At 68.2% G+C, this 25,895-nt stretch carries 24 protein-coding genes and 1 tRNA gene; 18 read left to right on the forward strand and 7 right to left on the reverse strand.

Going from position 1 to position 25,895, the window contains the following annotated elements:
• Positions 1 to 15 precede the first annotated feature (15 nt).
• The 5 genes from BLW81_RS01780 (at position 16) to BLW81_RS01800 (ending at position 6,915) form a co-directional block, all read left to right on the forward strand.
• Entirely contained in the window at positions 16 to 933 is a 918-nt protein-coding gene (locus BLW81_RS01780; protein WP_083405702.1) for a quinone oxidoreductase family protein, read from the forward strand.
• Positions 930 to 2,387 carry an aldehyde dehydrogenase family protein gene (locus BLW81_RS01785; protein WP_083405703.1) on the forward strand — a complete coding sequence of 486 codons (1,458 nt, stop codon included), beginning with the start codon at positions 930 to 932 and terminating at the stop codon, positions 2,385 to 2,387. The genes BLW81_RS01780 and BLW81_RS01785 overlap by 4 nt, the downstream gene beginning before the upstream one ends.
• A gap of 91 nt (positions 2,388 to 2,478) precedes the next feature.
• The gene (locus BLW81_RS01790) at positions 2,479 to 4,854 is read left to right on the forward strand and encodes a lysylphosphatidylglycerol synthase transmembrane domain-containing protein (RefSeq protein WP_083405704.1); all 2,376 of its coding nucleotides are present in this window, start codon (positions 2,479 to 2,481) and stop codon (positions 4,852 to 4,854) included.
• A 146-nt stretch (positions 4,855 to 5,000) separates the two neighbouring features.
• Positions 5,001 to 5,945 carry a cyclopropane mycolic acid synthase family methyltransferase gene (locus tag BLW81_RS01795; RefSeq protein ID WP_083405705.1) on the forward strand — a complete coding sequence of 315 codons (945 nt, stop codon included), beginning with the start codon at positions 5,001 to 5,003 and terminating at the stop codon, positions 5,943 to 5,945.
• Between the two features lie 118 nt (positions 5,946 to 6,063).
• Complete coding sequence (locus BLW81_RS01800) at positions 6,064 to 6,915, forward strand: cyclopropane mycolic acid synthase family methyltransferase (protein ID WP_083405706.1); 852 nt, start codon at positions 6,064 to 6,066, stop codon at positions 6,913 to 6,915.
• A gap of 4 nt (positions 6,916 to 6,919) precedes the next feature.
• Here the strand turns inward: BLW81_RS01800 and BLW81_RS01805 are convergent, their stop codons facing one another.
• Positions 6,920 to 8,170, reverse strand: a complete 1,251-nt coding sequence (locus BLW81_RS01805) for a KasA/KasB family beta-ketoacyl-ACP synthase (RefSeq protein ID WP_083405707.1) — start codon at positions 8,168 to 8,170, stop codon at positions 6,920 to 6,922.
• Between the two features lie 93 nt (positions 8,171 to 8,263).
• Here BLW81_RS01805 and BLW81_RS01810 point away from each other — a divergent pair, with 93 nt between their 5' ends.
• Together BLW81_RS01810 and BLW81_RS01815 are read left to right on the forward strand one after the other, a co-directional pair.
• The gene (locus tag BLW81_RS01810; protein WP_083405708.1) at positions 8,264 to 8,650 is read left to right on the forward strand and encodes a DUF2237 family protein; all 387 of its coding nucleotides are present in this window, start codon (positions 8,264 to 8,266) and stop codon (positions 8,648 to 8,650) included.
• Between the two features lie 33 nt (positions 8,651 to 8,683).
• A complete protein-coding gene (locus BLW81_RS01815; RefSeq protein WP_083405709.1) occupies positions 8,684 to 9,169 on the forward strand; it encodes a hypothetical protein in 486 nt (161 codons plus the stop codon).
• Between the two features lie 178 nt (positions 9,170 to 9,347).
• Here the strand turns inward: BLW81_RS01815 and BLW81_RS01820 are convergent, their stop codons facing one another.
• A complete protein-coding gene (locus BLW81_RS01820; protein ID WP_083405710.1) occupies positions 9,348 to 10,043 on the reverse strand; it encodes a FadR/GntR family transcriptional regulator in 696 nt (231 codons plus the stop codon).
• 161 nt (positions 10,044 to 10,204) lie between these two features.
• On the opposite strand from BLW81_RS01820, the gene BLW81_RS01825 reads away from it, so the two are divergent.
• The 7 genes from BLW81_RS01825 (at position 10,205) to BLW81_RS01855 (ending at position 19,321) form a co-directional block, all read left to right on the forward strand.
• On the forward strand, positions 10,205 to 11,614 hold the full coding sequence (locus BLW81_RS01825) for an SLC13 family permease (RefSeq protein WP_083405711.1): 1,410 nt from the start codon (positions 10,205 to 10,207) through the stop codon (positions 11,612 to 11,614).
• A 190-nt stretch (positions 11,615 to 11,804) separates the two neighbouring features.
• On the forward strand, positions 11,805 to 12,992 hold the full coding sequence (locus BLW81_RS01830) for a CaiB/BaiF CoA transferase family protein (RefSeq protein ID WP_083405712.1): 1,188 nt from the start codon (positions 11,805 to 11,807) through the stop codon (positions 12,990 to 12,992).
• A complete protein-coding gene (locus BLW81_RS01835) occupies positions 12,989 to 14,479 on the forward strand; it encodes a carboxyl transferase domain-containing protein (protein WP_083405713.1) in 1,491 nt (496 codons plus the stop codon). Before BLW81_RS01830 ends, BLW81_RS01835 begins: the two co-directional genes overlap by 4 nt.
• A gap of 67 nt (positions 14,480 to 14,546) precedes the next feature.
• The gene (locus tag BLW81_RS01840; RefSeq protein ID WP_083405714.1) at positions 14,547 to 15,236 is read left to right on the forward strand and encodes an ATP-binding cassette domain-containing protein; all 690 of its coding nucleotides are present in this window, start codon (positions 14,547 to 14,549) and stop codon (positions 15,234 to 15,236) included.
• 2 nt (positions 15,237 to 15,238) lie between these two features.
• Complete coding sequence (locus BLW81_RS01845) at positions 15,239 to 17,245, forward strand: YhgE/Pip domain-containing protein (protein WP_157897542.1); 2,007 nt, start codon at positions 15,239 to 15,241, stop codon at positions 17,243 to 17,245.
• Positions 17,246 to 17,341: 96 nt separating this feature from the next.
• On the forward strand, positions 17,342 to 17,668 hold the full coding sequence (locus BLW81_RS01850) for a hypothetical protein (protein ID WP_083405716.1): 327 nt from the start codon (positions 17,342 to 17,344) through the stop codon (positions 17,666 to 17,668).
• Between the two features lie 297 nt (positions 17,669 to 17,965).
• Complete coding sequence (locus BLW81_RS01855; RefSeq protein WP_157897543.1) at positions 17,966 to 19,321, forward strand: Fic family protein; 1,356 nt, start codon at positions 17,966 to 17,968, stop codon at positions 19,319 to 19,321.
• Positions 19,322 to 19,410: 89 nt separating this feature from the next.
• On the opposite strand, the gene BLW81_RS01860 is transcribed toward BLW81_RS01855, so the two are convergent.
• Positions 19,411 to 19,493 (reverse strand) — tRNA-Tyr (locus BLW81_RS01860).
• 106 nt (positions 19,494 to 19,599) lie between these two features.
• Here BLW81_RS01860 and BLW81_RS01865 point away from each other — a divergent pair.
• Together BLW81_RS01865 and BLW81_RS01870 are read left to right on the forward strand one after the other, a co-directional pair.
• Positions 19,600 to 20,091, forward strand: coding sequence for a YajQ family cyclic di-GMP-binding protein (locus BLW81_RS01865; RefSeq protein ID WP_083405717.1), 492 nt, complete (start codon positions 19,600 to 19,602; stop codon positions 20,089 to 20,091).
• Positions 20,092 to 20,156: 65 nt separating this feature from the next.
• A complete protein-coding gene (locus tag BLW81_RS01870) occupies positions 20,157 to 20,582 on the forward strand; it encodes a cupin domain-containing protein (protein WP_083405718.1) in 426 nt (141 codons plus the stop codon).
• On the opposite strand, the gene BLW81_RS01875 is transcribed toward BLW81_RS01870, so the two are convergent.
• Positions 20,579 to 21,415: a helix-turn-helix domain-containing protein gene (locus tag BLW81_RS01875; protein ID WP_083405719.1), complete on the reverse strand. Its 837-nt coding sequence runs from the start codon at positions 21,413 to 21,415 to the stop codon at positions 20,579 to 20,581. The two genes, BLW81_RS01870 and BLW81_RS01875, sit on opposite strands and share 4 nt — an antisense overlap.
• 32 nt (positions 21,416 to 21,447) lie before the next feature.
• Here BLW81_RS01875 and BLW81_RS01880 point away from each other — a divergent pair, with 32 nt between their 5' ends.
• Together BLW81_RS01880 and BLW81_RS01885 are read left to right on the forward strand one after the other, a co-directional pair.
• Complete coding sequence (locus BLW81_RS01880; protein ID WP_083405720.1) at positions 21,448 to 22,203, forward strand: SGNH/GDSL hydrolase family protein; 756 nt, start codon at positions 21,448 to 21,450, stop codon at positions 22,201 to 22,203.
• Positions 22,204 to 22,208: 5 nt separating this feature from the next.
• Positions 22,209 to 23,234: an NAD(P)H-dependent glycerol-3-phosphate dehydrogenase gene (locus BLW81_RS01885; protein WP_083405721.1), complete on the forward strand. Its 1,026-nt coding sequence runs from the start codon at positions 22,209 to 22,211 to the stop codon at positions 23,232 to 23,234.
• Between the two features lie 81 nt (positions 23,235 to 23,315).
• Here the strand turns inward: BLW81_RS01885 and BLW81_RS01890 are convergent, their stop codons facing one another.
• The 3 genes from BLW81_RS01890 to grcC1 all read right to left on the reverse strand — a co-directional run bounded on the left by BLW81_RS01890 (position 23,316) and on the right by grcC1 (position 25,881).
• A complete protein-coding gene (locus BLW81_RS01890; protein ID WP_083405722.1) occupies positions 23,316 to 23,891 on the reverse strand; it encodes a hypothetical protein in 576 nt (191 codons plus the stop codon).
• Between the two features lie 35 nt (positions 23,892 to 23,926).
• Positions 23,927 to 24,805 carry a zinc metalloprotease HtpX gene (gene htpX, locus BLW81_RS01895; protein WP_083405723.1) on the reverse strand — a complete coding sequence of 293 codons (879 nt, stop codon included), beginning with the start codon at positions 24,803 to 24,805 and terminating at the stop codon, positions 23,927 to 23,929.
• A gap of 68 nt (positions 24,806 to 24,873) precedes the next feature.
• The gene (gene grcC1 / locus BLW81_RS01900) at positions 24,874 to 25,881 is read right to left on the reverse strand and encodes a nonaprenyl/(2E,6E)-farnesyl/geranylgeranyl diphosphat synthase (RefSeq protein WP_173839566.1); all 1,008 of its coding nucleotides are present in this window, start codon (positions 25,879 to 25,881) and stop codon (positions 24,874 to 24,876) included.
• Positions 25,882 to 25,895: the final 14 nt, after the last annotated feature.

The following is a 25,895-nucleotide window of genomic DNA, read 5'->3' on the forward strand; positions in this document are numbered from 1 at the left end:
AACGGAAGGAACCCCATGCGCGCCGCCGTACTGGAAGCGCCCGGACAGACGCCGACGGTCAAGGACTTCGACGACCCCGACGGCCCCGAGGTCGTCGACGTGCGCCTCGCCGGCTGCAACCCCGTCGACCTGGCCCTGGCGTCCGGCAAGATGGGCGAGCCCGTGACCCCGTCGGTGGTCGGCAAGGAAGGCATCGGCACGACCGCCGACGGCCGCCGCGTGTACTTCGACTCGCCGCCCAAACCGTTCGGCTCGTGGGCCCAGCGGTGCCGCGTCGATCCCACGCTGACGTTTCCCGTCCCCGACGGGATCGACGACGAACTGGCCGTCGCGCTCGGCATCGCGGGCCTGGCGGCGTGGCTGCCGCTGACCCGGCACACCGACGTGTCCGACGGCAAGTCCGTGCTGGTCCTCGGCGCCACCGGCGTGGTCGGCCACATCGCCGTGCAGGCCGCCAAGCTGCTCGGCGCGGGCCGCGTGGTCGGCGCCGGCCGCAGCGCCGAGGCGCTCGAGAAGGCACGCGCGCTCGGCGCCAACGCCGTGGTCCGCCTCGGTGAGGGCGACGACGCCGCGGCACTGAAAAGCGAAGCCGGCGACGGCTACGACGTCGTCCTCGACATGGTCTACGGCGATCCGTTCCTCGCGGCGCTCGACGCGACCGCCGTCGGCGCGACGCTGGTGACCGTCGGGCAGGGCGCCGGACCGACCGCCGCCGTGCCCTTCGCCAAACTGATGGGCCGCACGCACATCGGGCACATGAACAACTTCATGCCGGCCGACGTGATGCGTGCGGCCTACGAGGAACTCACCGAACACGCCGCCGCCGGACGCATCCGCGTCGAGACCGCGCGCTACAGCCTCGACGAGGCTCCCCGCGCGTGGCAGGCCCAGGCCGAGAGCCCGCACACCAAGATTGCGATCCAGATTTCATGAGTACTTATCCCGACTTCGACACCATGCCGATCGGCAAGCAATGGCGCCCCGGTTCGGCGAACAAGACCCGCCAGGACACCGACCCGTACACCGGCGACGTGCTGACCGAGATCCCGCAGGCTGACGCCGACGACCTCGACGAGGCCTACGCGACAGCCGCTGAGGCGCAACGGGATTGGGCCGCCCAACCGCCGATGGCCCGCGCGGAGGTGATGCGCAACGCCGCCGACGTCATGGGCGCGCGCAAGGACGAGATCACCGACTGGCTGATCCGCGAGTCCGGCGGCACCATCGCCAAGGCCGAACTCGAGTGGAGCCTGGTGCGCTCGGTGCTATGGGAGGCGGCGTCCATGCCGCACCACGTCGAGGGCAAGATCATGCCCTCGGACATCCCCGGCAAGGAGAGCCGCGTCTATCGCGAACCCGTCGGCGTCGTCGCGGTGATCTCGCCGTGGAACTTCCCGATGCAGTTGTCGAACCGCTCCGTCGCACCCGCGCTCGCCGTCGGCAATGCCGTCGTGCTCAAACCCGCCGGCGACACCCCGGTCACCGGCGGTCTGCTGCTCGCGCGGATCTTCGAGGAGGCCGGGCTGCCGCCGGGACTGCTGTCGGTGGTCGTCGGCTCGGGCTCCGACATCGGCGACGCGATCGTGCAGCATCCGACGCCGCGCGTCGTCTCGTTCACCGGGTCGACGCCCGTCGGGCAGGGCATCGCCGCCAAGGCCGGCATCAAACGGACCGCGCTCGAACTCGGCGGCAACGGCCCGATCGTGGTGCTCGAGGACGCCGACCTCGACCTGGCTGCGCGGGCGGCGGTGTTCGGCTCGTTCTTCCACCAGGGCCAGATCTGCATGATCGGCAACCGCACGATCGTCGACGCCCGGGTCTTTGACGACTTCCTCGACCGCTTCGTCGAGCACACCAAGCAGCTCAAAGTCGGTGATCCGCGCGACCCGCAGACCCAGCTAGGGCCGATCATCAACCGCTCGCAACTGGAGTCGATCCAGGACAAGCTCGAACGCGCCCGCAGCGACGGCGCCTCCCTGCTGATCGGCGGCGACCCGTTCGGCCCGACCGGGCAGTGCCTGCCGCCGCACATCCTCACCGGCTCCAACGACGTGGCGACCGCCCGCGAAGAGGTGTTCGGGCCGGTCATGACGGTGATCCGCGCCGACGGCGACGAGGACGCGCTGCGGCTGGCCAACGCCACCGAGTACGGGCTGTCGTCGGCGGTGTTCAGCCGCGACGTCGAGCGCGCGGTGCGCTTCGCCCGCCGCGTCGACGCCGGCATGACCCACGTCAACGACGCGCCGGTCAACGACGACGCCAACACCGCGTTCGGCGGGGAGAAGGCGTCGGGCATCGGCCGCTTCGGCGGGCAGTGGGCGATCGACGAGTTCACCACCGAGCACTGGGTCTCGGTGCAGCACCAGCCGCGCCAGTACGCCATCTGAACCGAGCAATGAGCAGGTTCGCCGCGGTCTCCGGTTAAGTTGTCGGCGGGTCGCTACCGACGCGGCCACGAATCCGGAAGATCGTTGATACATGCGTGTGGACGGGCGGGACATCGCCGTCTCGGGCAGCCTGCTGCAACCGCTGACGCGGCGGACCAACGACATCGTCCGCGTCGTGCTGGCCGCGCTGTTCCTCGCCGTCGTCGTCACCAGCTCGCTGATCACCCGCAACGAATGGGTGGCGCTGGAGCGGTCGATCTCCGAGATCGTCGCGGTGTTGACCCCGACCCAGGCCAACCTGGTCTACTTGATCTACGGCATCGCGATCGTCGCGCTGCCGTTCGTCATCCTGGTCAGCCTGATCATCGCGCGGCAGTGGAAGCTGCTCGGCGCGTACGCCGCCGCGGCCGCGATCGCCGGCGTGGCACTGTCGATCAGCGGGTTCGGCCTGACCGCGCCGCGCTGGCACTTCGACATCTCCGGCCGGCTCGACACGTTCGCCTCGCAGTTCGTCGACGACCCGCGCTGGATCGCGATGCTGGCCGCGGTGCTCACGGTGTCCGGACCCTGGCTGCCGGGCCGCTGGCGGCGCTGGTGGTGGACGCTGCTGCTGGCCTTCGTGCCGATCCACCTGGTGATCAGCGCCGTGGTGCCGGCCCGCTCGCTGTTCGGGCTGGCCGTCGGCTGGTTCATCGGCGCGCTGGTGGTGCTCGTCGTCGGCACACCGGGACTCGAGGTGCCGCTCGACGGCGCCGTGCGCGCGATGGCCCGCCGCGGCTGCACCGTCTCCGGGCTGAGCGTGGTCCGCCCGGCCGGCGCCGGCCCGCTGGTGATCAACGCCGTCTGCGACGAACAGCAGTCGACGGCGGTGATGGAGCTGTACGGCCCGCACCAACGCGGCGGCGGTGTGCTGCTGCAGCTGTGGCGCAAACTGCGGTTCCGCGACCGCGAGACCGCCCCACTGCACGCGTCGATGCGCCGCCTCGTCGAACACCGCGCACTGATGGCGATCGCGATCGGTGAGCTCAAGATCGCCAACACCTCGACGATCGCGGTGTCCGCGCTCGACCGCGGATGGACGCTGTACGCGCACAGCCCGGCGCGCGGCGTCCCGATCAGCGAATGCGTCGAGTCGGTGCCCGTCGCGCGGGTCTGGGAGTCCCTACGCGAGCTGCACGACTGCCAGATCAGCCACGGTGACCTGCGGCCCAGCGAGATCACCGTCGACGACGACGTGGTGCTGTTCGGCGGGTTCGACAACGCCGAGTACGGCGCCACCGACGCCCAGTTGCGCACCGACATCGCCCAGCTGCTGGTGACGACGACGCACCTCTACGACGCGCCGTCGGCGGTGAGCGCGGCGATCGCCGCGTTCGGCAACGACACCGTGCTGACCGCGTCGCGCCGGCTGACCAAGGCCGCGGTTCCATTGGGCATCCGGCATTCGGTGACCGACGCCAAGGCCGTCATTTCCGCGGCCCGCGACGAGGTCAAACGCCAGACCCGGGTCGACGAGATCCGCGCCGAGACGGTCACCCGATTCACCCGCGGCCAGGTGATCCAGCTGGTGCTGCTGGCCGCGCTCGTCTACGTCGCCTATCCGTTCCTGAGCTCGGTGCCTACCTTCATCACCGAACTGCGCACCGCGAACTGGTGGTGGGCGCTGGTCGGGCTGGCCGCGTCGGGGCTGACGTACGTGGGCGCGGCGGCCGCGCTGTGGGCGTGCGCCGACGGCCTGGTGACGCTGTGGGGGCTGGTCGTGATGCAGGTGGCCAACAAGTTCGCCGCCACGACGACGCCGGCGGGTGTCGGCGGCCTGGCGCTCTCGGCGCGCTATCTGCAGAAGGGCGGCGTCAACCCGATGCGCGCGACCACCGCCGTCGCGCTGCAGCAGTCGGTCCAGGTGATCACCCACGTCTCGTTGCTGATCTTCTTCTCGACCGCGGCGGGGGTGTCGGCCGACCTGGCCCGGTTCGTCCCGAACGTCACCCTGATCTATCTCGTCGGCGGTGTCCTGCTCGGGTTGATCGGCACTTTCCTGCTGGTGCCCCGGCTACGCCACTGGCTGGCGACGGCGGTGCGGCCGCGGCTGCAGGAGGTGATCGGGCACCTGGTCGCACTGGCCCGCGAACCGAAGCGGTTGGCGACCATCATGTTGGGTTGTGCGGCAACAACTCTCGGCAACGCGTTCGCGTTGTGGGCGGCGATCGAGGCGTTCGGCGGGGACACGTCGTTCATCACGGTGACGGTCGTGACCATGGTCGGTGGCACGCTGGCGTCGGCGGCCCCCACGCCCGGCGGTATCGGCGCGGTGGAGGCGGCGCTGATCGGCGGACTGGCCGCGTTCGGGATGGCCGCGTCCGTCGCGGTTCCCGCCGTTTTGCTGTACCGGGTGCTGACCACGTGGCTGCCGGTGTTCGCCGGCTGGCAGGTCATGCGGTGGATGACGCGCAACAACAAAATCTGACAAACGTCCTGCATATCTCGTGTGCGATAAATGCCGCGGCGCGCGAGTGCCGAATACTCCGTGAGGGGTAGGGTCTGTACATCGTGTCGAACACACCTGCGCGATAGGCAATAGTCGATCCCTCGATCTGCATTTAAGGGTGGACCGTGACCGAAGCATCAAACCTCCAGGACAACTCGACACAGCAGGCGCAATCGAAGTGGTTGTCGAAGTCGGCCTCCCAGACTCGCGGCTCGGACAAGGACGAAGTCCAGTTCCACTACGACATCTCCAACGAGTTCTTCAAGCTCTGGCAGGACCCGTCGCAGACCTACAGCTGCGCGTACTTCGAGAAGGACGACTACACCCTCGAGCAGGCGCAGCTCGCGAAGGTCGACCTCTCCCTGGGCAAGCTGGGTCTGCAGCCCGGGATGACGCTGCTGGACATCGGGTGCGGCTGGGGTTCGACAATCCAACGCGCGGTGGAGAAGTACGACGTCAACGTCATCGGCCTCACGCTGAGCGAGAACCAGAAGCGCCACATCGAAGAGAACCGGTTCGCCAACATCAAGAGCGACCGCAAGATGGAAGTCCGGCTGCAGCCGTGGGAGGAGTTCGAGGGCCAGGTCGACCGCATCGTGTCGATCGGCGCGTTCGAGCACTTCGGCTTCAACAAGTACGACGACTACTTCAAGAAAACCTTCAACTGGATGCCCGACGACGGCGTGATGATGCTACACACGATCATCATTCCCGAGGACGAGGAGATCAAGGCAAAAGGCCTGCCCCTCACCATGTCCCGGGTGAGATTCATCAAGTTCATCATGGACGAGATCTACCCCGGTGGTCGTTTGCCGCTGGCCTCGATGGTGCGTGAGCACGCAAACAAAGCGGGTTACACGGTGACGCGCGAGCAGCACCTGCAGCCGCACTACGTAAAGACGCTCGACACGTGGGCAGCGAACCTGGAAGCCAAAAAGGACGAGGCGATCGCGATCACGTCGGAAGCGATTTACGAGCGCTTCCGCAAATACCTGACGGGGTGCGCCGATCTTTTCCGGGACGGCTATACCGACGTCGCGCAGTTCACGTGCGAGAAGGCCGCTGCTTAGCCGGTATACGAAAAGTGCGATATATAAGTGGGTCGTTACTGAGCACACGCTGAGTAACCGCCGCAGAGGAGGTCAGTCGCAGATGTCGGACGGTTCGGGGACAACTTCAGGAGCCACCATGAAAGTGGCGTACGAAGACGTCCAGGCGCATTACGACACCTCCAACGACTTCTTCGGCCTGTTCCAGGACCCGACGCGGACCTACAGCTGCGCCTTCTACGAGCGTGACGACATGTCGCTCGAGGAGGCGCAGATCGCGAAGATCGACCTCGCGCTGGGCAAGCTCGACCTGAAGCCGGGCATGACGCTGCTCGACATCGGCTGCGGCTGGGGCTCGGTGATGAAGCGGGCGATCGAGACCTACGACGTCAACGTCGTCGGGCTCACGCTCAGCCGCAACCAGTGCGCGCTGGGTCAGCAGATCCTCGACGCGGTGGAGACCGACCGCTCGCGGCGGGTGCTGCTCAAGGGCTGGGAGGAGTTCGACGAGCCCGTCGACCGCATCGTGTCGATCGAGGCCTTCGAGGCGTGGCCCAAGTCGAAGTACAAGGCGTTCTTCGACACCTGCTACCGGGTGATGCCCGACGACGGCCGGATGGTGCTGCAGACGATCATGGGCCACCCGCTCAAGCGCTGGCCGGAGATGGGCATCCCGATCACCATGAGCGACCTGAAGTTCATGCGGTTCATCGCCAAGGAGATCTTCCCCGGCGGCGCGGTGCCCTGCGATGAGGACGTCTACGAGTTCGCGGGTAATGCGGGCTTCTCGGTCGACCACTTCGACGAGATGACGACGCACTACGTGCGCACGCTCGACACCTGGGCGACCGCGCTGGAGGCCGGCCGCGACAAGGCGATCGAGGCCACCTCGCAGGAGGTCTACGACCGCTACATGAAGTATCTGGTCGGCTGCTCGGACTTCTTCCAGCGCAACGTCAGCTACGTCGGGCAGTTCACGCTGACCAAGTGACGGCTCAGTAGGCGCCGAACACCAGCGCGACGTTGTTGCCGCCCAGCCCGAACGAGTTGCTGACCGCGTAGCGGTACTCGCCGCGGCGGGGATTCTCGGCGACCACGTCGAGGTCGATCTGCGGGTCGAGGTCCTTGAGGTTGAGCGTCGGCGGCACGACGCCGTCGCGCAGCGTCTGCACCGTCAGCACCGCCTCGATGGCGCCTGCGGAACCCAGGGAGTGCCCCAGGGCGGCCTTGGGCGCGTACACCGGCGCGCTGTGATCGCCCAGCGCGCGGCGGATCGCGCGGGCCTCGGCGAGATCGCCGTGCACGGTTCCGGTGGCGTGGGCGTTGATGTGGTCGATGTCGGTGGGCGTCAAGCCGGCCAGTTCGATCGCCCGCGCGATGGCGTCGCCGGCGCGCTCACCGTCGGGGTCGGGTTCGACGACGTCGTAGCCGTCCGAGGTGATGGCGGCGCCCATCAGCCGGGCCAGCGGTCGCGCGCCGCGCGCCTTGGCGTGCTCCTCGGTTTCGAGCAGCAGCAGCGCGCCGCCCTCGCCGAACACCATCCCGTCGCGGTCCTTGTCGAACGGGCGGCACGCCCCGGCCGGGTCGTCGTTGTTGGTGGACAACAGTTCCTGCAGGCTGAACGCCGCGACCGGGACGGCTTCGATGTGGGTCTCGACGCCGCCGCAGATCACGATGTCGGCCTCGCCGAGGACGATCTGGCGCCACGCCTGTGCGACCGCGGCGGCGCCGGACGCGTCGGCCATCACCGGCGAGATGACGCCGGCCTTGGCTTGCCGGTCCAGCCCGACTGCGGCGGCCGCGCCGTTGGGCATATACATCTGGATCGTCAGCGGCGACACCGCCCGCAGGCCCTTCTGCCGCCACAGGTCGTGCTGCAGCGGGATCTCCTCGGTGCTGCCGAGCGCGAGGCCGACCGAGACGCCCAGTCGTCGGGTGTCGACCTCAGGCGAGCCCGCCTGCGCCCACAGCCGTCGGCTCAGGATCGTCGACATTTTCTGCATGTACGACGTGCGCCGGCGCTCGACCCGGTCGAGTTGTTCGTCGAGGTTCTCCAGGATCGCGCCGCCGATGCGCACCGGCGAGTCGAACTCGTCGATGAACCACTTGTCCAACGGCCGGATGCCGCTGCGCCCTTCCTGCAGCAGCCGCCACGTCTCTTCGGCGTCGGTCGCCAGCGACGTCGTGGAGGCGACGGCTGTCACCACGACGTCGGGAAATCCGTCACCGGTCCTCAGCGCGGACATACTCGGTCTCCTTGTTTCATCCACCCGCCAGCCGAATATGTTGAGGTGTCACCAGGAGATACCTTAAAACCCCCGACACAGCTTGGACGACTTGTGGCTGAACTCAATGTCCTCGGCGAACCGCTTGAGCCGTGCGGCACCGAACCGATGACCGGCTTCTACCGCGACGGGTGCTGCTCCACCGGACCCGAAGATCTCGGCAGCCATACGATCTGCGCGGTCGTCACCGCCGACTTCCTGCGCCACCAGCGCTCGATCGGCAACGACTTGTCCACCCCGCGACCGGAGTACCGCTTCCCGGGCCTGTCCCCCGGCGACCGCTGGTGTGTCACCGCGGTCAACTGGCTCAAGGCCTATCAGGACGGGTTCGCCTCGCCGGTGGTGCTGGCCTCGACGCACGAACGCACGCTGGAGGTCATCCCGCTCGAGGCGCTGCGTGCGCACGCCGTCGACGTCCCCGACGACCTGGCCGATCTTTAGCGGTCGGCACAGCGGTCGGCATACCGTGGCGCCATGACGAATCCGACACCAGCGGTCAGCACCGCACATCCGCCGGATGCCCTGCTGCGGGTGGTCAACCCGTCCCTGCGCGTGCTGTTGCGCACGCCGTTGGCCGGGCCGCTGCGCAAGCAGTTCATGGTGCTGAACTTCACGGGCCGAAAGACGGGGCGGCAGTTCTCGATTCCGGTGAGCGCGCATCAGCTGGACGGCTCGCTGTACGCGATCGCCAACGCCGGCTGGAAGCACAACTTCCGCGACGGGGCCGACGCCGAGGTGCTGCACGGCGGCAAGACGACGTCGATGCGCGGCGAGATGATCGCCGACCCCGCGACGGTCGCCGAGCTCGCGCACCGGCTCGCGCAGTCCTACGGGGCCAAACGCGCGCAGACCATGATGGGGCTCACGTTCCGCGACGGGACCGTTCCGAGCGCGGCCGACTTCCGCGAGGCGGCCGAACGGGAGAAGATCGTCGCGGTCCGCTTCACCCCGCTCACCTAGCCGGAATACGAAGGGACTTTCGTCCCTCGAGTAGGGGACCTTGTCCGATTCCGGCGTGATCTTGACGCTGCGAACCTGTTCCGGTGAGCACCGAAATGATCATCCGCCTCGTGATCGTCGGACTCGTCGCCGCGGCACTGGTCGTCGGCTTCGCGCTCGACGAAAAGACCTACCGCGACTAGTTTCCCGCCCGCAGCAGCGCGACGTCGGAGACCATCCGGATGTGTTCGGCCATCGCGCGGGCCGCTTCCTGGGAGTCCTGGCGGCGCACCGCCTCGGCGATCCGGCGGTGTCCTTCCAGCGACGCGCGCGGCCGGTTCTCCTGCGACAGCGACTCGATGCGCGTCTCGCGGACCAGCCCGGAGATCTCGAGCATCAGCTTGGCCAACAGCGACGAATGCGCGGCCGTCGTGATGGCCCGGTGGAACATCTCGTCACCGACCACCCCGCGGTCGCCGTCGGAGACCTCACGCTCCATCGTGGCGATCGCCTCGTCGATCGCGGCCATCTCCTCGTCGGTGCGGCGTGCGGCGGCCAGGCCGGCCAGCTTCACCTCGAGCGCCTCGCGGGCCTCGATGATGTCGGGGATGCGGTCGGCGTGCTCGCGCAGCGCGCGGATGGCGCCGTCCTCGGTCGGCTGGCGCAGCAGGATCGCACCGTCGCCGTGCCGGACCGAGAGCACGCCCTGCACCTCGAGTGCGACCAGCGCCTGACTCAGCGAGGCCCGGCTGACCCCGAGCCGGGCGGCCAGATCACGTTCGGCGGGCAGCCGATCGCCGGGCTGCATGGCGTTCTGCGAGATGTATGCGCACAGCTGCTCGACGATCACTTCGTAGAGCCGCGGGCGCGTCACCGGCTTGAGTTGCTCAGCCACTAGCTCACCTACTCTCTGCACCAGCAACCATACCCGCTGCTCATCGCCGCGCTGCGAACGGCACCGATCACATTTAGGGTTGACAGTGAGATGCCTCACTGGTTTACTGGCTAGGCCAGTGCGCCACTGGCTCCTCATTGCTCGATCGTTCGGAGACGCAGATGCCGCTCGAATTGATTCCGATCCTCGCCCTCATCGCGATGTTCGTAGCGGCCACGCTGCTACCGATCAACATGGGCACGCTCGGGTTCGTCGCCGCCTTCCTGGTCGGCACACTGGCCGTCGGGATGAACACCGACGACATCATCGCCGGGTTCCCCAGCGATCTGTTCCTGACGTTGGTCGGCGTCACATACCTGTTCGCCATCGCCCAGAACAACGGCACCGTCGACCTGATGGTGCAGGGCGCGCTACGCCTGGTGCGCGGGCGCGTCGTCTTCATCCCGTGGGTGATGTTCGGCATCACCGGCGTGTTGACCGCACTCGGTGCGCTCGGCCCGGCCGCGGTCGCCATCATCGCGCCGATCGCGCTGACCTTCGCCCGCCAGTACCGGATCAACGCGCTGCTGATGGGCATGATGGTCATCCACGGCGCCCAGGCCGGCGGGTTCTCGCCGATCAGCATCTACGGCGTCACCGTCAACAACATCGCGGCCAAGGCCGAGCTCGTCAACAGCCCCCTGACGCTGTTCCTCGGCAGCCTGTTCTTCAATGCCGGGATCGGCGTGCTGCTGTTCATCTTCCTCGGCGGACGCAAGCTGATCGGCCGCACCGTGCACGACACCTTCGACGAAGAGGGCCCGAGCGGATCCGGCAGGTCGGCCCCGGCCGGGGCGACGGACGGCACCGGCGGAACCGGCGGAGCGGGCGCACACGGCGGCGCTCCGGTGTTCTCCGGACACGGCACCGCCGCGTCGACCGCGACCCTGACCGCGCCACCGAACAGCCCGCTGAGTCCCCTTCCACGCCGGTCGGTTTCGTTCGACCAGGTGCTGACGTTGATCGGACTCGGCGCGCTGGCGGTGTTCGCGCTGATCCTCGACCTCGACATCGGCTTCGTGTCGATGACCGTCGCGGCGGTGCTCGCGCTGGCCTCGCCGAAGGCGCAGAAGGGTGCGGTCTCGCAGATCAGCTGGTCGACGGTGTTGCTCATCGGCGGCGTGCTGACCTTCGTCGGCGTCCTGCAGGAAGCCGGCAGCGTCGAGTGGGTCGGCAACGGGGTGGCCGCGATCGGCATGCCGCTGCTGGTCGCGCTGCTGCTGTGCTACCTGGGTGCGATCGTCTCGGCGTTCGCTTCCTCGGTGGCGATCCTCGGTGCGACGATCCCGCTGGCGGTGCCGCTGCTGCTGGCCGGAGAGATCGGTCCGGTCGGAGTGATTGTGGCGCTGGCGATCTCGTCGACGATCGTCGATGTCAGCCCGTTCTCCACCAACGGTGCGCTGGTGCTGGCCAACGCCCAGGGCGTCGACCGCGACACGTTCTACCGGCAGATCCTCAAGTACAGCGCGATCGTGGTGGCCATCGGGCCGGCGATCGCGTGGGCCGTGCTGGTGCTGCCCGGCTGGCTCTAGGACCGTGCGCGACGGGATGCCCGCGGCCGCTCCGGCCGGCGGGCATTTCGTGCTGAATATGTTCTGGCGCAACGTGATTCAGTTCACCGTCGGATAGCGTCGGCACCGTTGACACCGGGCCGCCGTGATGCTTTCGTTGAATTGGCTAGGCCACTAGCCCAACAAGCCAGCACTATCCGAGGCGGTCCTCATGACAACTCACTCGAACACCTCGGCGGGCCCGCTGCACGGCCTGCTCGTCGTCGACCTCACCCGCGCCCTCGCCGGGCCGCACGCCGCGATGATGCTCGGCGACCTCGGCGCCGAGGTGATCAAGGTGGAGAACCCCGCGGGTGGCGACGACACCCGCGGGTGGGGCCCGCCGTTCGTGCAGCCCGAGGACGCGCCCCGCGAGTCGACGTACTTCCTGTGCGCCAACCGCAACAAGCGCTCGGTCACGCTGGACCTCAAGGACGCGCGCGGGAAAGATGCTCTGCGCGAGCTGATTCGGCGCGCCGACGTGTTGTTGGAAAACTTCCGGCCCGGTGTGCTCGACAAGCTCGGGTTCTCACAGCAGGCCCTCGGTGAGCTCAACCCGCGGCTGGTCGTCCTGTCGATCAGCGGGTTCGGCCACGACGGCCCGGAGGCCGCGCGCGCGGGGTACGACCAGATCGCGCAGGGCGAGGCCGGGCTGATGTCGGTCACCGGATCGGGGCCGCACGACCTGCAGCGGGTCGGTGTGCCGATCGCCGATCTGCTCGCGGGCATGTACGGGGCGTTCGGGGTGCTGGCCGCGCTGCAGGAGCGTTCGCGCACCGGCCGCGGGCAGGTGGTGCGCTCGTCGCTGCTGTCCGCGGTCGTCGGGGTGCACGCGTTCCAGGGCACGAAGTGGACGGTCGCCGCTCAGGTCGGCGAGGCCAGCGGTAACCACCATCCGTCGATCTGCCCGTATGGCCTGTTCGACACCGCTGACGGTGCGGTGCAAATCGCAGTTGGCAGCGAAGGCCTTTGGCGTCGTTTCTGTGACGGGTTCGGGTTGGACCCGGCCGCCGACGGGATGGAGACCAACCCGCAGCGGGTGGCCAACCAGAAGCAGGTCAACGAGCTCGTGGCGTCGGCGTTCGCGTTGTACTCGACCGACGAGCTGCTCGACAAGCTCGACGCGATCGGCGTGCCTGCCGGGCGGATCCGGTCCATCCGCGAGGTGTACGAGTGGGAGCAGACGCAGTCGCAGGGCCTGTTGATCGACGTCGACCACGCGACCCTGGGCCGGATCACGCTGCCCGGTCCGCCGCTGCGGTTCTTCGACACCGACGGCGCCGAGCGCACCCGCCGCACGCACACCGCTCCCCCGGTGCTGGGCGCCGACAACGCGCTGCTCGAGGCGGTCGGGCGATGAAACTCGGTGCGCGGCAGATTATCACCGCTGTGGCCGACCCGGGCTCGTGGACGACGTGGGACACCCCGGTGCTCGCGCTGCCCGCCGACCGCGACTACGCGGCAGCGCTGGAGTCGGCGCGGGCCAACACCGGGCTGGACGAGGCGGTCGTCACCGGCACGGCGACCATCCGCGGCCGCCGCGTGGCAATGCTGGTGTGCGACTTCGGTTTCCTGGGTGGCTCGATCGGCATCGCGACCGGGGAACGGCTGACCGCGGCGATCCGGCGCGCGACCGCCGAACGGCTGCCGCTGCTGGCGTTGCCGACCTCCGGCGGCACCCGCATGCAGGAGGGCACCGCGGCGCTTCTGCAGATGGTGCGGATCACCGACGCCGTCGTCGCGCACAAGGCGGCCGGGCTGCCCTACCTGGTGTATCTGCGCCACCCCACCACGGGCGGGGTGTTCGCGTCGTGGGGTTCGCTCGGTCATCTCACCGTGGCCGAACCCGGCGCGCTGATCGGGTTCCTCGGCCCGCGGGTGTACTCGGCCCTGCACGGTGAGGAGTTTCCGGCCGGGGTGCAGACCGCCGAGAACCTGTACGCGCACGGTCTGGTCGACGCCGTCGCGCCGGTTGCCGGGTTCGCCGGCATGGTGGACCGCGTGCTCACCGTGCTCGCACCGCCGTCACACGGGGCCGCGGCACCGCTGTTCGACCTGCCTCCCGCGGCCGGGGCGTGGGAGACCGTGCTGGCGTCGCGTCACCCCTCCCGCCCCGGTGTCCGCGACCTGCTGCACCATACCGCTCGAGAGGTGTTGCCGCTGAACGGAACCGGGCAGGGCGAGGTGGATACTGGGCTGATGCTGGCGCTGGTCCGGCTCGACGAGACGGGTTGCGTGCTGCTCGGTCAGGACCGGTCCTGCCCGGCGCCGCTGGGGCCGGCCGCGCTGCGGCAGTCGCGCCGCGGCATGCGACTGGCCGCGGAACTGGGCCTGCCGCTGGTCACGGTGATCGACACCGCGGGCGCGGCGCTGTCGCAGGCGGCAGAGGAAGGCGGGCTCGCGGGCGAAATCGCGCGGTGCATCGCCGACATGGTCGCGCTGGACGTGCCGACGGTGTCGGTGATCCTGGGCCAGGGCACCGGCGGCGCCGCGCTGGCGCTGCTGCCCGCCGACCGGATGCTGGCCGCCCAGCACGGATGGCTGTCGCCGCTGCCGCCCGAGGGTGCCAGCGCGATCCTGCATCACGACACGGGCCACGCACCGGAGATGGCCGAGCGGCAGGGCGTCAAGGCCGCGGACCTGTATCGCGATCACATCGTCGACGCGGTGATCCCCGAGTGCCCGGACGCTGCGGCGGAGCCGCGGGCGTTCTGTGTGCGCGTCGGCGCCGCGGTGCAGAGCGCGCTGGCGGGGTTGGCATCTTGTCCGCCCGACGAGCGGCGCGCGGCGCGCACCCGCCGGTTCGACCGCATCGGACGGACATCGGTGCTCGCGAAGGCGGGCTAGCGGGGCACTCGTCGGCCTCAGGTCTTGTATGAATTAAGCCCTGACGTGTCGACGGAAAGGGCGCCCGATGTCCGATTCACCGCCGGAGGCAGACGCGCCGCCGGCAGCCGTCGTCGCCCGCGGCATCTCGCAGCGCGGCCCGTGGGGGCCGGTGTTCGGGCCCGTCGACCTGGACATCGACGCCGGCGGCGTGACCGTGCTGGTCTGTCCGCCCGGCTCGGGCCGCACCGCGCTGCTGATGACGCTCGCCGGGCGGATGAAGACGCTGACCGGCTCGCTGACCGTGTTCGGTCGTAGCACCGCGCGGGCGATCTTCGCGGTGGCGGCGTTGACGGGCATCGACGAACTCGACGAGGTCGCCGAGTCGGTGACCGTCGCCGACGCGATCACCGAACAGCTGCGCTGGGAGGCACCGTGGTATCGCCGGGTGCCGCGCGCCGGCGAGGCCGAGCTCGACCGGGTGTGCGCGCCGGTCTTCGGGACGCTATCGATACCCGCGCTCGGTGACTACGTCGAGGAGCTGTCCGAACTCGACCGCAGGCTGCTGCGGATCGCGCTCGCCAACCTCGGTCGGCCTCCGCTGCTGGTCGTCGGCGACCTCGACCGCGTGCCCAGCGACGAGCACCGCGCGCAGCTGCTGGGGCGCCTCGTCGAACTGGGCCGGGAGCAGACCGTCGTCACCGTGTCGGTGAACGGCGTGAGCACCGAATCCGGTGTGCGCGCCCAACTGACCGTCGACCTGAAGGGTGGTCGCTGATCATGCTTGCCGGATTCTCGCTGGGCACCGACATCAAGCGGTACTCGCGCGGCACGGTGCCGCGCATCGCGCTGGTGACGATCGTGGTGCTCCCGCTGCTCTACGGCGCGATGTACCTGTGGGCGTTCTGGAACCCGTTCGGCGAGGTGAACAAGGTGCCCGTCGCGCTGGTCAACGAGGACACCGGAACGATGGTGCAGGACAAGGAGTTACGCGCCGGAGACCAGGTGGCCGACGGTCTGCTGGACTCGGGCGAGCTGGACCTGGTCGAGGTGTCGGCTCAGGACGCCGCGCGCGGTCTGGCCGACGGCGACTACTACTTCACGATCACGGTGCCCGAGGATTTCAGCGCGGCGATCGCGTCCTCGGCATCGGACGACCCGCACAAGGCGCAGGTGCGGTTCACGTTCAACGACGCCAACAACTATCTCGGGTCGATCATCGGGCAGAACGCGGCCCGCGAGGTCATCAACGAGGTCAACGCGAAGGTCAGCGCGCAGACCGTCGACACCGTGCTGACCGGGGTGGCCGAGGCGGGCACCGGCCTGCGCCAGGCCGCCGACGGGGCGGGTCAGCTGGCTTCCGGCTTGCAATCGGCCAATGACGGTGCGGCGCAATTGGCAAGCGGCGCACAGCTGTTGGCTTCGAACCTGGCAGTGGCACGTGACGGGGCTGCGCAACTGGCCGCGGGCACCCGCGAGCTGTCGTCGTCGGTGAAGACCGCCACCGACCCGCTGCTGTCCACACTGGACCTAATCGGCGATCTGCAGGTGGACCCGCAGGTCGTCGGGGAGGCGGCCACGCACCTCAGCGCTGCGGCCCGCTCGGTGACCGACCGGATCGCCGCACTGAACATCGACTACGCGCAAGCGGCCTCGGTCATCGACCAGGTCGTCGGCGGACTGCGCACCAATCCCGACCCGGCCGTGCAGCATCTCGGCGAGACACTGGCCCGGGTGCACACGGTGCTGGTGGCGCGCGGCATCGACCCGGCCACCGACGAGGGGCTGACGCGGCTGCGCGACGGTGCCGCGCGGCTCGAGAACGACCTGGCCGACCCGACCAGCCACGTGCGCACCGTGCTGACAAAGGTGTTCGACGGCGGGCTCAAGGCGGACCTGGTGCGGCTGCGCGACGGCGTCACGGAGTTGGATTCCGGTGCGGGCCGGTTGAGTTCAGGGCTGGTGCAGCTGACCGACGGCGGTGAGCGGCTCGCGTCGGGCGCGGGTGAACTGGCATCGGGCACCGAGCAGTTGCGTGACGGCGCGCAGGTGTTGTCGACGAAGCTGCGCGAGGGCGCCGAACAGGTGCCGTCGTGGACGCCGGTGCAGCGACTGAAGGTGGCGTCGACGCTGTCGACGCCGGTGGCGCTGACCGAGCAGACCGACAACCGCGCGGTGACGTTCGGGACGGGATTCGCGCCGTTCTTCCTGCCGTTGGCGTTGTTCATCGGTGCGCTGATCATCTGGATGTTGTTGACGCCGCTGCAGGCTCGGCCCGTCGTATACGGGCTCAACGCCCTGCGGGTGGTGCTGGTGTCCTATTGGCCTGCGGCACTGCTGGCGCTGTGCCAGGTGCTGGTGATGTACGTCGTCGTGCACTTCGGCGTCGGGTTGCAACCGAAGTACCCGATCCCGACACTGCTGTTCCTCGGCTTGATCGCGGCGGCGTTCCTGGCGATGATCCAGGCCCTCAACGCGGTGTTCGGGGTCGCGATCGGCCGGGTGATCACGCTGGCGTTCCTGATGCTGCAGCTGGTCTCGGCCGGTGGCATCTATCCGGTGGAGACCACGGCGCGACCGTTCCAGATCATCCATCCGTTCGATCCGATGACCTACGCCGTCAACGGGTTACGGCAGCTGACGGTCGGCGGCGTCGACCACCGGCTGTGGGTGGCGGTCGCGGTGCTGACCGGGATCCTGGCGGTGTCGTTGGCGGCGTCGTCATGGGCGGCGCGGCGCAACCGGCAGTACACGATCGAACGGCTGCATCCGCCGGTGGAGGTGTAGCGGCTTGCCCCGCCGACAGGAAACCCTGTCTCTGCCGGCGGGAAAACTGGCGTCGCGGCGATTCTGCGAGGGCTTTTCGGCGACGACCATCGATGCATGATCACACGCGGAATCACGATCTTGATGACAGCAACGTTCGGTCTCGGGGTGTTGGTGACTGTCGGCGCACCGGCCGCGCATGCGAGCCAGAAGTCCGAATGCGAAGGCAGGGGTGGCACGTACTCCGAGACGGCGGTGACGTGGAACGGCAAGCCCGGCACGACCTATCGCTGCTGCGTCAAGGACACCGTCTCCAACACGACCAGTTGCACGAGCACGACGGTGACCAAGGCCACCCAAGCGATCACCTCGGCGGGCGGTGGTGGTCCGCGGGTTCCGCTCGTGGTGGCAGACTCCGGTATCGCGATCGAGGCGGCGCCGTGACCGAGGTGCACGCGGCCGATTGGTTCACGCTGGCCGACCGGATCTTCCCGGCCGACGTTCTGGGCCCTGAACGAAAGAAGCCGCAGACCAGGGTCTACGGCTTTCCAATGTCTTGCGAATCGCAGGGTCGCAGGTGCAGGCATCTAACAGCGGGGTACGGCAGGTCGAACCCCGTACAACTCCGCCAAAGTCAAAGTCAAACAAAACTTGACTTTGGGTGTACTTTGGACGCAACACGGTAGTAAGTCAAAGTCTAACGATTTTTGACTTACTTAGCTTTTGCGGTGGAGGTCCCAGTTGAAGACACCGATGCCCCCGCCAGATTTTCCGACGCTCCTGGAGAATCTGCGGGACGACATGCCGCGCATGGTCAAAGTGTTGAGCACTATCGGCACGACCGATGATGAGGAGTACCTGTGGTGGGACAAGCTACGGTACAAAGAACCGCCGGAGGGCCTTAACCACGAAGAGTGGTGGCTTGGCCTCAAGTTCAAGCGCCGAGCCAACATGCGCCAGTTGCCGCTCGAGATGATCGACGGTGAGCCGTTCGCATACTCACTACCGGACAAGATGCTGCGCGAGCTCGACTACGTCTCTCAGCGCGCCAGCGGTCAGATCGCGCTTCCGGAAGAGGTCGTGTCAAAGACCTCGAGAGACCGCTATGTCATCCAATCTCTCATCGAAGAGGCGATCAGTTCCAGCCAACTCGAAGGGGCATCGACGACCCGCCGCGAGGCCAAGCGGATGCTCGCCTATGGCGAGCCACCTAAAGATCGCAGCCAGCAAATGATCTTGAACAACTACCGAGCGATGCAGCGCATTCGCGAGATCAGTAATGAGTCGTTTACGCCAGAGCGGATCTGCGAGATCCACAGGATTGTCACTGAGAAGACGCTTAACGACCCACACTCGGCAGGCAGCATCCAGAGCAATCCCGACCCGGATGACAGGGTGAAAATCCTCGATGAGGAGGACCGCCTGCTGCATAAGCCACCACCGGTCGAGCAACTGCCAGACCGCCTAAAGCGCCTATGCGACTTTGCGAACGCTGGGATCGATTCCCACCCTTACGTTCCGCCCGTCGTCCGGGCCCTCACTATCCACTTCATGATGGGCTACGACCACTACTTCGAAGACGGCAACGGGCGTACCGCGCGAGCACTCTTCTACTGGAGCATGCTGAAGCAGGGTTTCTGGCTGACGGAACACTTGGCCATCTCCCTGATCCTGAAGGATGCGCCTGCTCAGTACGCGCGATCCTTCATTCTGACCGAACAAGACGAAGGTGATCTCACCTACTTCTTCCTCTATCACCTCGATGTGATCCGTCGAGCACTCGTCGCCCTCGACAAGTATTTGCACCGGAAGACGCTGGAACTGCAACGTGCGCGGTCGCTGCTCATCGGGGGCCCTTATGGGTTCAACCACCGTCAGGTTGCTCTGGTGCAGTCCGCGACCAGAGACCCGTCGAACTACTACACGGCCGAGTCGCACATGAATTATCACGCGGTTTCCAAGCAGACCGCCCGTAACGATCTGTACGACTTGGAGAGGCGGGGTCTGCTCGAGCGAACAAAGATCGGGAAGCAATTCGCCTGGATCCCCCGCCGCGACATGCTGGAAGCTCCTGAGGATGTCGCTTCTGGTTCGTGAGCCAAGTGCCGGGCGCAAGTGCGACATCGGTGACAATTGGGGTCCACCAACATCGTGTCGCACAGCCGATGTCTTGCGACATCGCAGCGTGGCAGGTGCAGGATTCGAACCTGCGTAGGCGTAAGCCGACGGATTTACAGTCCGCTCCCATTGGCCGCTCGGGCAACCTGCCTGGGTGCTGCCCCACCCGGTGACCCGGTGTGGTGCGACTAGCAGGGTACAACGAGGATGGGCTCAATACGAAAACGCACCCCGACCACCGAGGAGGAACGGATCCAATGGCGGATTCATCGTTCGACGTCGTCAGCAAGGTCGACCGCCAGGAAGTCGACAATGCGCTCAACCAGGCCGCCAAGGAGCTGAGCACCCGGTTCGACTTCCGCGGCACAGACACGTCCATCGAATGGCAGGGCGAGGAGACCGTCGTCATCACCTCCTCGACCGAGGAACGCGTCAAGGCCGCCGTCGACGTGTTCAAGGAGAAACTGGTTCGCCGTGACATCTCGATGAAGGCGTTCGACGCCGGCGACCCGCAGGCGTCGGGCAAGACCTACAAGGTCAGCGGCCAGATCAAGCAGGGCATCAGCAGCGAGCAGGCCAAGAAGATCACCAAGATCATCCGCGACGAGGGCCCCAAGGGCGTCAAGGCGCAGATCCAGGGCGACGAGATCCGGGTGTCGTCGAAGAAGCGCGACGACCTGCAGGCCGTCATCGCGCTGCTCAAAGGCGCCGACCTCGACGTCGCGCTGCAGTTCGTCAACTACCGCTGAGCGGGCACTCGAGTCGTTCCCATTCGTTCAAGACCGGCTCGGGAGCGGCTTGCGACGATCGGCGCATGATCAGCATCGAACCGTGCGACAAGCCCCAGAACCTGCTCGTCACCCCGCTTCACCTCGGGCCCGGCTCACAGGTCAGGACTGTTCGCGGCTTCGCCTGGCGCCCTGAAGCGCTCGCCGCCTACAGCACGGCCACGGCGGACGACGGAACCGACGGCCGCCTGATGGTGGTCATCGAGGACGAGGGCCGCGGCGACCACTGGGAACGCCACCGGGCCGACGAGGTGATCGTCTGCCTGACCGGGCAGGTGTCGGTGTTGCGCAGCCCCAACGGGAGCGACGACAACGCCGACGAAGTGCTCCTCGGCCCGGGCGACGCCGTCGTGAACCCCGCCGGCACCTGGCACGCCGTGGACATGCACGGCAGGGCCCGGGTGCTGACAATCACCCCCGGCCCTGGAAGCGAGCACCGGCCGAGGGCCTAGCCGTGCGACCGGCCGTCGACCAACACGTCGCCGGTGAACCAGGAGGTCGGCGTCCGCCCGGTGAAGCTGCGCCAGTCCCGCACCAGATGTGCCTGGTCGGCGTACCCGGCGGCCGTGGACAACTCCGCCCACGCCGGGGTGCCCCCGGCCGACACCAGCCGGACGGCGTGTTCGAAGCGCAGGATCCGCGCCAGGGTCTTCGGTGTCAGCCCGAACTCCTCGCGGAAGCGTGCGGAGAGGTGGCGGCGACTCCACCCCAGTTCGTTCGCGAGGTCGCTCACGCGCGCCTGCCCGTGCGCGGCGACGAGCCGGTTCCAGGTCTCGGCGACCTCCGGACGGACGTCGAGCGCCCGCGTGCGGGTGCGCACCGTGCCGGCGACGGCGCGCGCGAGGACGTCGTCGAGGATCTCGAATCGGCGCGGCCACGTCGTGGCCTCGCCGATCCGGGTCTCGAGTTCCGGCCACAGGTTCCCCAAGACGTCCGGCAACGGCACCACCGTGTCGACGAGCGCGCCCGCCGGGACTCCGTACACCACCCGCGCTCCGAGCGGCGTCAAGGACAGCTTGATACCGCGCTGACGACCGCCGTGCCGGATCGAAATCGCCCGTGTCATCAGACCGCTCGCCATCGACGGGTAACTGCCGCTCGGACCGTTCATCTCCGTCGGCACCTCGATCTCGAGCGGTTCGCCGAACGTCATCACCGCGGTCAACGTGTGCGCGGGCGTGCCGACATGCACACCAGGTTCGAAACCCCACAGGTCGAACCCCGTGTAGCCCGTGACGAACGGACGCAGCGGCGCCGCCGGCCGGCCGCCGAACTCGACCCTCACCCGCCCCAGCCTACGAGGAAAGGACCCATCCGATGAGCCTCCGCCTGTCCTGCATCGGCGACAGCATCACCCGCGCGCAGCTGAGCGTCGACTACGTCGCCCCGCTCATACGGCAGCACCCCGGGGCGCTCGCGGTCGAACGCTTCGGCGTCAACGGAGACTTCGCCTACAACCTGCTGCACCGGCTCGACCCGGTCGTCGCGACTCCCGCCGACGCGATCGCCGTGCTGATCGGCACCAACGACGCCCGCGCGAGCGTGCCCGGCTATCCCATCTCTAGATCCGTTGCGCGGAAAGGGCTTCCGCGTCCGCCGAGCAGGGACTGGTTCGCGGAGTGCCTCGCAGCGATCGTCGAGCGGTTGCACCGCGAGACCGACGCCCGGATCGCGTTGCTCTCGCTGCCCGCACTCGGCCAGATCCTGGACGCCGCCCCGATGCGCGCCGCGGCCGAATACAGCGGGACGATCGCCGACGTCGCCAAGGCGTCCGGTGTCACCTACCTTCCGCTGTACGAGCGGCAGGTCGCTGCGCTGCGATCCCGCCAGGTCGCTCCCGTGCCGTACCGCGAGCTGACGGCCGTCGGCTACCTCGCGACGCTGGCCCGCCAGCGTCTCGGGCGCGACCTCGACGCGATTTCCCGCCGACGCCGGCTGGAACTGACGACCGACCACATCCACCAGAACAGCCGCGGTGCAGCGTTGATCGCCGACGAGATCGACGACTGGCTCCGCGGCTCGACACTGCGCCCTCAAACCCGCCTCCGTCAGCGGCCGTCGGACCTAATCTGATCGCCATGGCACCTGCGCAACGCGAACCCAAAGTCGTCGTCCTCGGTGGAGGGTCCTGGGGCACCACCGTGGCGTCCATCTGCGCGCGGCGCGGGCCGACGCTGCAGTGGGTGCGCTCGGAGGAGACCGCCAAGGACATCAACGAGAACCACCGCAACTCGAAGTACCTCGGCGATGAGGTCGCGCTGCCCGACACCCTGAAGGCGACGACGGACTTCTCCGAGGCGGCCACGTGCGCCGACGTCATCGTCATGGGTGTGCCGTCGCACGGCTTCCGCGCGGTGCTGACCGAGCTGGCCCGCGAGCTGCGGCCGTGGGTGCCGGTGGTGTCGCTGGTGAAGGGTCTCGAGCAGGGCACCAACTACCGGATGAGCCAGATCGTCGACGAGGTGCTGCCCGGGCATCCGGCCGGCATCCTGGCCGGGCCGAACATCGCCCGCGAGGTCGCCGAGGGCTACGCCGCCGCGGCCGTCCTCGCGATGCCCGATCAGCACCTCGCGGCCAACCTCGCACAGTTGTTCCGCACCAAGCGATTTCGCACCTACACCACCGACGACGTGGTCGGTGTCGAGATGGCCGGCGCGTTGAAGAACGTCTACGCGATCGCCGTCGGGATGGGCTACTCGCTGGGCATCGGCGAGAACACCCGCGCGATGGTGATGGCCCGCGCGGTGCGCGAGATGTCCAAACTCGGCGAGGCCACCGGCGGGCACCGCGACACCTTCGCCGGCCTGGCCGGGATGGGCGACCTCATCGTCACCTGCACCTCACAGCGCAGCCGCAACCGTCACGTGGGCGAGCAGCTGGGCGCCGGTAAGCCGCTCGACGAGATCATTGCGTCGATGAACCAGGTCGCGGAGGGTGTCAAGGCCGCCAGCGTCATCATGGAGTTCGCCGACCAGTACGGCATCTCGATGCCGATCGCCCGCGAGGTCGACGGCGTCGTCAACCTCGGCTCCAGTGTGGAGCAGGCCTACCGCGGGCTGATGGTGGAGAAGCCGGGCCACGAGGTGCACGGCGCCGGGTTCTAGCCTCTAGGGACGCCGAGCGCACGGTTAGTGACGCGACGTCTCGACGTTTACGTACACAACCGTGCGCTGGGCGTAGAGAGATCAGTTGAAGTACGGGTTGGTGCCCTCGGGGCGATCCAGCAGCGGGTCGCGGCCGCCGTTGATGATGTAGCTGCCGGCCGGACTCAACACGAAACCCGACTGGTTGCGGGCGTCCGAGCACGTCGTCACGCCGCCCTCGCTGCCGCAGCTGACCGTCTGGAAGCTGATCCGCGACCCCGCGGGCAGCACGACGGCGTCCCCGACGCTGGCGAACACGTCACCGGCCGTCGACGAGAACGCCGCGGGACCCGGCCCGCCGCTGACGAAGTTCGCACCCTCGGGCGCGGCCGGAAGCGCGCCGCTGCAGCCGTAGCCGCCGTTGCGCTGCAAGACGCACGTCAGCCCTTCGGGGGTCTTGAACGCGTACCAGTTGCCGTCCATCTTCGCGTACTCCGACAGCTTCACCGGCGCGAGCGCGTTGACGTTCGGTGGCGGCGGTGCCGGCGGCGGCGGTGGTGGCTGCGCCCCGGCGATTGCCGGCGCGCCGACGAGGATCCCCGCGGACCCGACGACACCGATCAAGACCCTGTTCAGCACGGTCCACACCCTAGATGGTGCGGAAGCGACTCGCAGCATACTGCTGACATCGACGCTGGTCGGGCGGGCGTTACTCAGTAGTGGCCGGGGCCGCGACCGGCCATCGCCTCCAGGCGCGCGATGCGGTCGCCGATCGGCGGGTGCGTCGAGAACAGCTTGCCGATCTTCTCCCCCGAGCGGAACGGGTTGGCGATCATCAGGTGCGCCTGGTCGGCCAGCTTGGGATCCGGCGGCAGCGGCGCCTGCTCGACGCCCATGCTGATCTTGCGCAGCGCGCTGGCCAGCGCCAGCGGATCGCCGGTCAGCTCGGCGCCGGACTGGTCGGCCTGATACTCCCGCGACCGCGACACCGCCAGCCGGATCACCGTGGCCGCGATCGGGCCCAGCAGCGAAACCAGCAGGATCGCAAACGGATTCGTGCCGCCTTCGCGGTTACCGCCGAACATGCTCGCGAAGAACGCGAGGTTGGCCAGCGCGGTGATCACCGACGCCATCGCGCCGGCGACGCACGAGATGAGGATGTCGCGGTTGTAGACGTGCGACAGTTCGTGGCCGAGCACGGCGCGCAGTTCGCGCTCGTTGAGGATCTGCAGGATGCCCGTCGTGCAGCACACCGCCGCGTTGCGCGGGTTGCGACCGGTCGCGAACGCGTTCGGCGCCGCGGTGTCGCTGATGTACAGGCGCGGCATCGGCTGGCGCGCGGTCGTCGCCAGCTCCCGCACGATGCGGTACATCACCGGCGCCTGCATCTCGTTGACCGGCTGCGCGTGCATCGCCCGCAACGCGAGCTTGTCGCTGTTGAAGTAGACGTAGACGTTCATGCCGACCGCGAACAGCACCGCCAGGAACATGATGTTGCGGCCGAACATCGCGCCGACCGCGACGATGAGCCCGGAGAACAACACCAGCAACAGGAACGTCTTGGCGGTGTTCGCGTGCGGATTCCAACGCATCGGGGCTGCCTCCTACCAGAAGTCTCGCAGGGTCAACGCTTAGCCGGGCTCCGCAAGTTCCGCCGGCGTCAACCGTGTCGGTTGACCGTGTAGTCCACCAGCGTGGCCATCGCCTGGCGGCCCGGCCCGTCGGGCAGCCCAGCCAACTCCTCGCGGGCCAGCGCCGCGTACTGCGCGACGGTCTCCTTGGCCTTGACCATGCCCGTCGACGCGCGCAACAGCCGCAGCGCCTCGGCCACGTCGTCGTCGTTTTCGACCGGCCCGGCTAGCAGCTCGCGCAGCCGGTCGGCGTCGGGCCCGGTGTCGCGCAGCGCGTAGAGCACCGGCAGCGTGTGCACGCCCTCACGCAGGTCGGTGCCCGGCACCTTGCCGGATTCCTCGGGGTCGGAGTCGATGTCGATGATGTCGTCGGAGATCTGGAACGCGGTGCCGACGATGCCGCCCAGCCGCGAGAGTCGCTCGATCTGGTCCTCGTCGGCGCCGGAGAACGTCGCGCCGAAGCGGCCCGACGCCGCGATCAGGCATGCGGTCTTCTCGTAGACGACCTTGAGGTAGTGCTCGACGGAGTCGACGTGGTCGGCGGCGCCGCGGGTCTCGCGCATCTGACCGGTCACCAGCTGAGCGAACGTGTCGGCGATGATGCGCACCGCCTCCGGGCCCAGCCTGCTGACAAGCCGCGACGCGGTCGCGAACAGATAGTCGCCTGCGAGGATCGCGATGTTGTTGCCCCAGCGCGCGTTGGCGCTGTCGGCGCCGCGGCGGACCTGCGCCTCGTCCATCACGTCGTCGTGGTACAGCGTGGCCAGGTGCACCAGCTCGATGACCGCGCCCGCGACCGTGACCTGCCACGCGTCGGGCTCGGGGCCCAGCCGCGCGGACAGCACGGTGAACAGCGGGCGGAACCGCTTGCCGCCGGCCTGGAACAGGTGCTGCACCGCCTCGGCCATCAGCTCGTCGGCTTTGCCCAGCTCAGTGGCCATCAAATCTTCGATGCGGGCCACGCCGTCGCGCACATCCTGCGCGAATCCCGGGTCTCCGAAATCGACTCCGGCCACCACGGTCGCTGGCGTCCTCACACTGCCAACATACT

Origin of the sequence: Mycolicibacterium rutilum, assembly GCF_900108565.1 — a bacterium.
In the GTDB taxonomy this organism is placed as follows: domain Bacteria; phylum Actinomycetota; class Actinomycetes; order Mycobacteriales; family Mycobacteriaceae; genus Mycobacterium; species Mycobacterium rutilum.

Excerpts from the sequence above, each read along its gene's own strand:
- BLW81_RS01780 (WP_083405702.1), top strand. The coding sequence starts at position 16 with ATGCGCGCCGCCGTACTGGAAGCGCCCGGACAGACGCCGACGGTCAAG.
- BLW81_RS01785 (WP_083405703.1), top strand. The coding sequence starts at position 930 with ATGAGTACTTATCCCGACTTCGACACCATGCCGATCGGCAAGCAATGG.
- BLW81_RS01790 (WP_083405704.1), top strand. The coding sequence starts at position 2,479 with ATGCGTGTGGACGGGCGGGACATCGCCGTCTCGGGCAGCCTGCTGCAA.
- BLW81_RS01800 (WP_083405706.1), top strand. The coding sequence starts at position 6,064 with ATGAAAGTGGCGTACGAAGACGTCCAGGCGCATTACGACACCTCCAAC.
- BLW81_RS01805 (WP_083405707.1), bottom strand. The coding sequence starts at position 8,170 with ATGTCCGCGCTGAGGACCGGTGACGGATTTCCCGACGTCGTGGTGACA.
- BLW81_RS01815 (WP_083405709.1), top strand. The coding sequence starts at position 8,684 with ATGACGAATCCGACACCAGCGGTCAGCACCGCACATCCGCCGGATGCC.
- BLW81_RS01825 (WP_083405711.1), top strand. The coding sequence starts at position 10,205 with ATGCCGCTCGAATTGATTCCGATCCTCGCCCTCATCGCGATGTTCGTA.
- BLW81_RS01830 (WP_083405712.1), top strand. The coding sequence starts at position 11,805 with ATGACAACTCACTCGAACACCTCGGCGGGCCCGCTGCACGGCCTGCTC.
- BLW81_RS01835 (WP_083405713.1), top strand. The coding sequence starts at position 12,989 with ATGAAACTCGGTGCGCGGCAGATTATCACCGCTGTGGCCGACCCGGGC.
- BLW81_RS01840 (WP_083405714.1), top strand. The coding sequence starts at position 14,547 with ATGTCCGATTCACCGCCGGAGGCAGACGCGCCGCCGGCAGCCGTCGTC.
- BLW81_RS01845 (WP_157897542.1), top strand. The coding sequence starts at position 15,239 with ATGCTTGCCGGATTCTCGCTGGGCACCGACATCAAGCGGTACTCGCGC.
- BLW81_RS01850 (WP_083405716.1), top strand. The coding sequence starts at position 17,342 with ATGATCACACGCGGAATCACGATCTTGATGACAGCAACGTTCGGTCTC.
- BLW81_RS01865 (WP_083405717.1), top strand. The coding sequence starts at position 19,600 with ATGGCGGATTCATCGTTCGACGTCGTCAGCAAGGTCGACCGCCAGGAA.
- BLW81_RS01870 (WP_083405718.1), top strand. The coding sequence starts at position 20,157 with ATGATCAGCATCGAACCGTGCGACAAGCCCCAGAACCTGCTCGTCACC.
- BLW81_RS01880 (WP_083405720.1), top strand. The coding sequence starts at position 21,448 with ATGAGCCTCCGCCTGTCCTGCATCGGCGACAGCATCACCCGCGCGCAG.
- BLW81_RS01885 (WP_083405721.1), top strand. The coding sequence starts at position 22,209 with ATGGCACCTGCGCAACGCGAACCCAAAGTCGTCGTCCTCGGTGGAGGG.
- BLW81_RS01890 (WP_083405722.1), bottom strand. The coding sequence starts at position 23,891 with ATGCTGCGAGTCGCTTCCGCACCATCTAGGGTGTGGACCGTGCTGAAC.
- htpX (WP_083405723.1), bottom strand. The coding sequence starts at position 24,805 with ATGCGTTGGAATCCGCACGCGAACACCGCCAAGACGTTCCTGTTGCTG.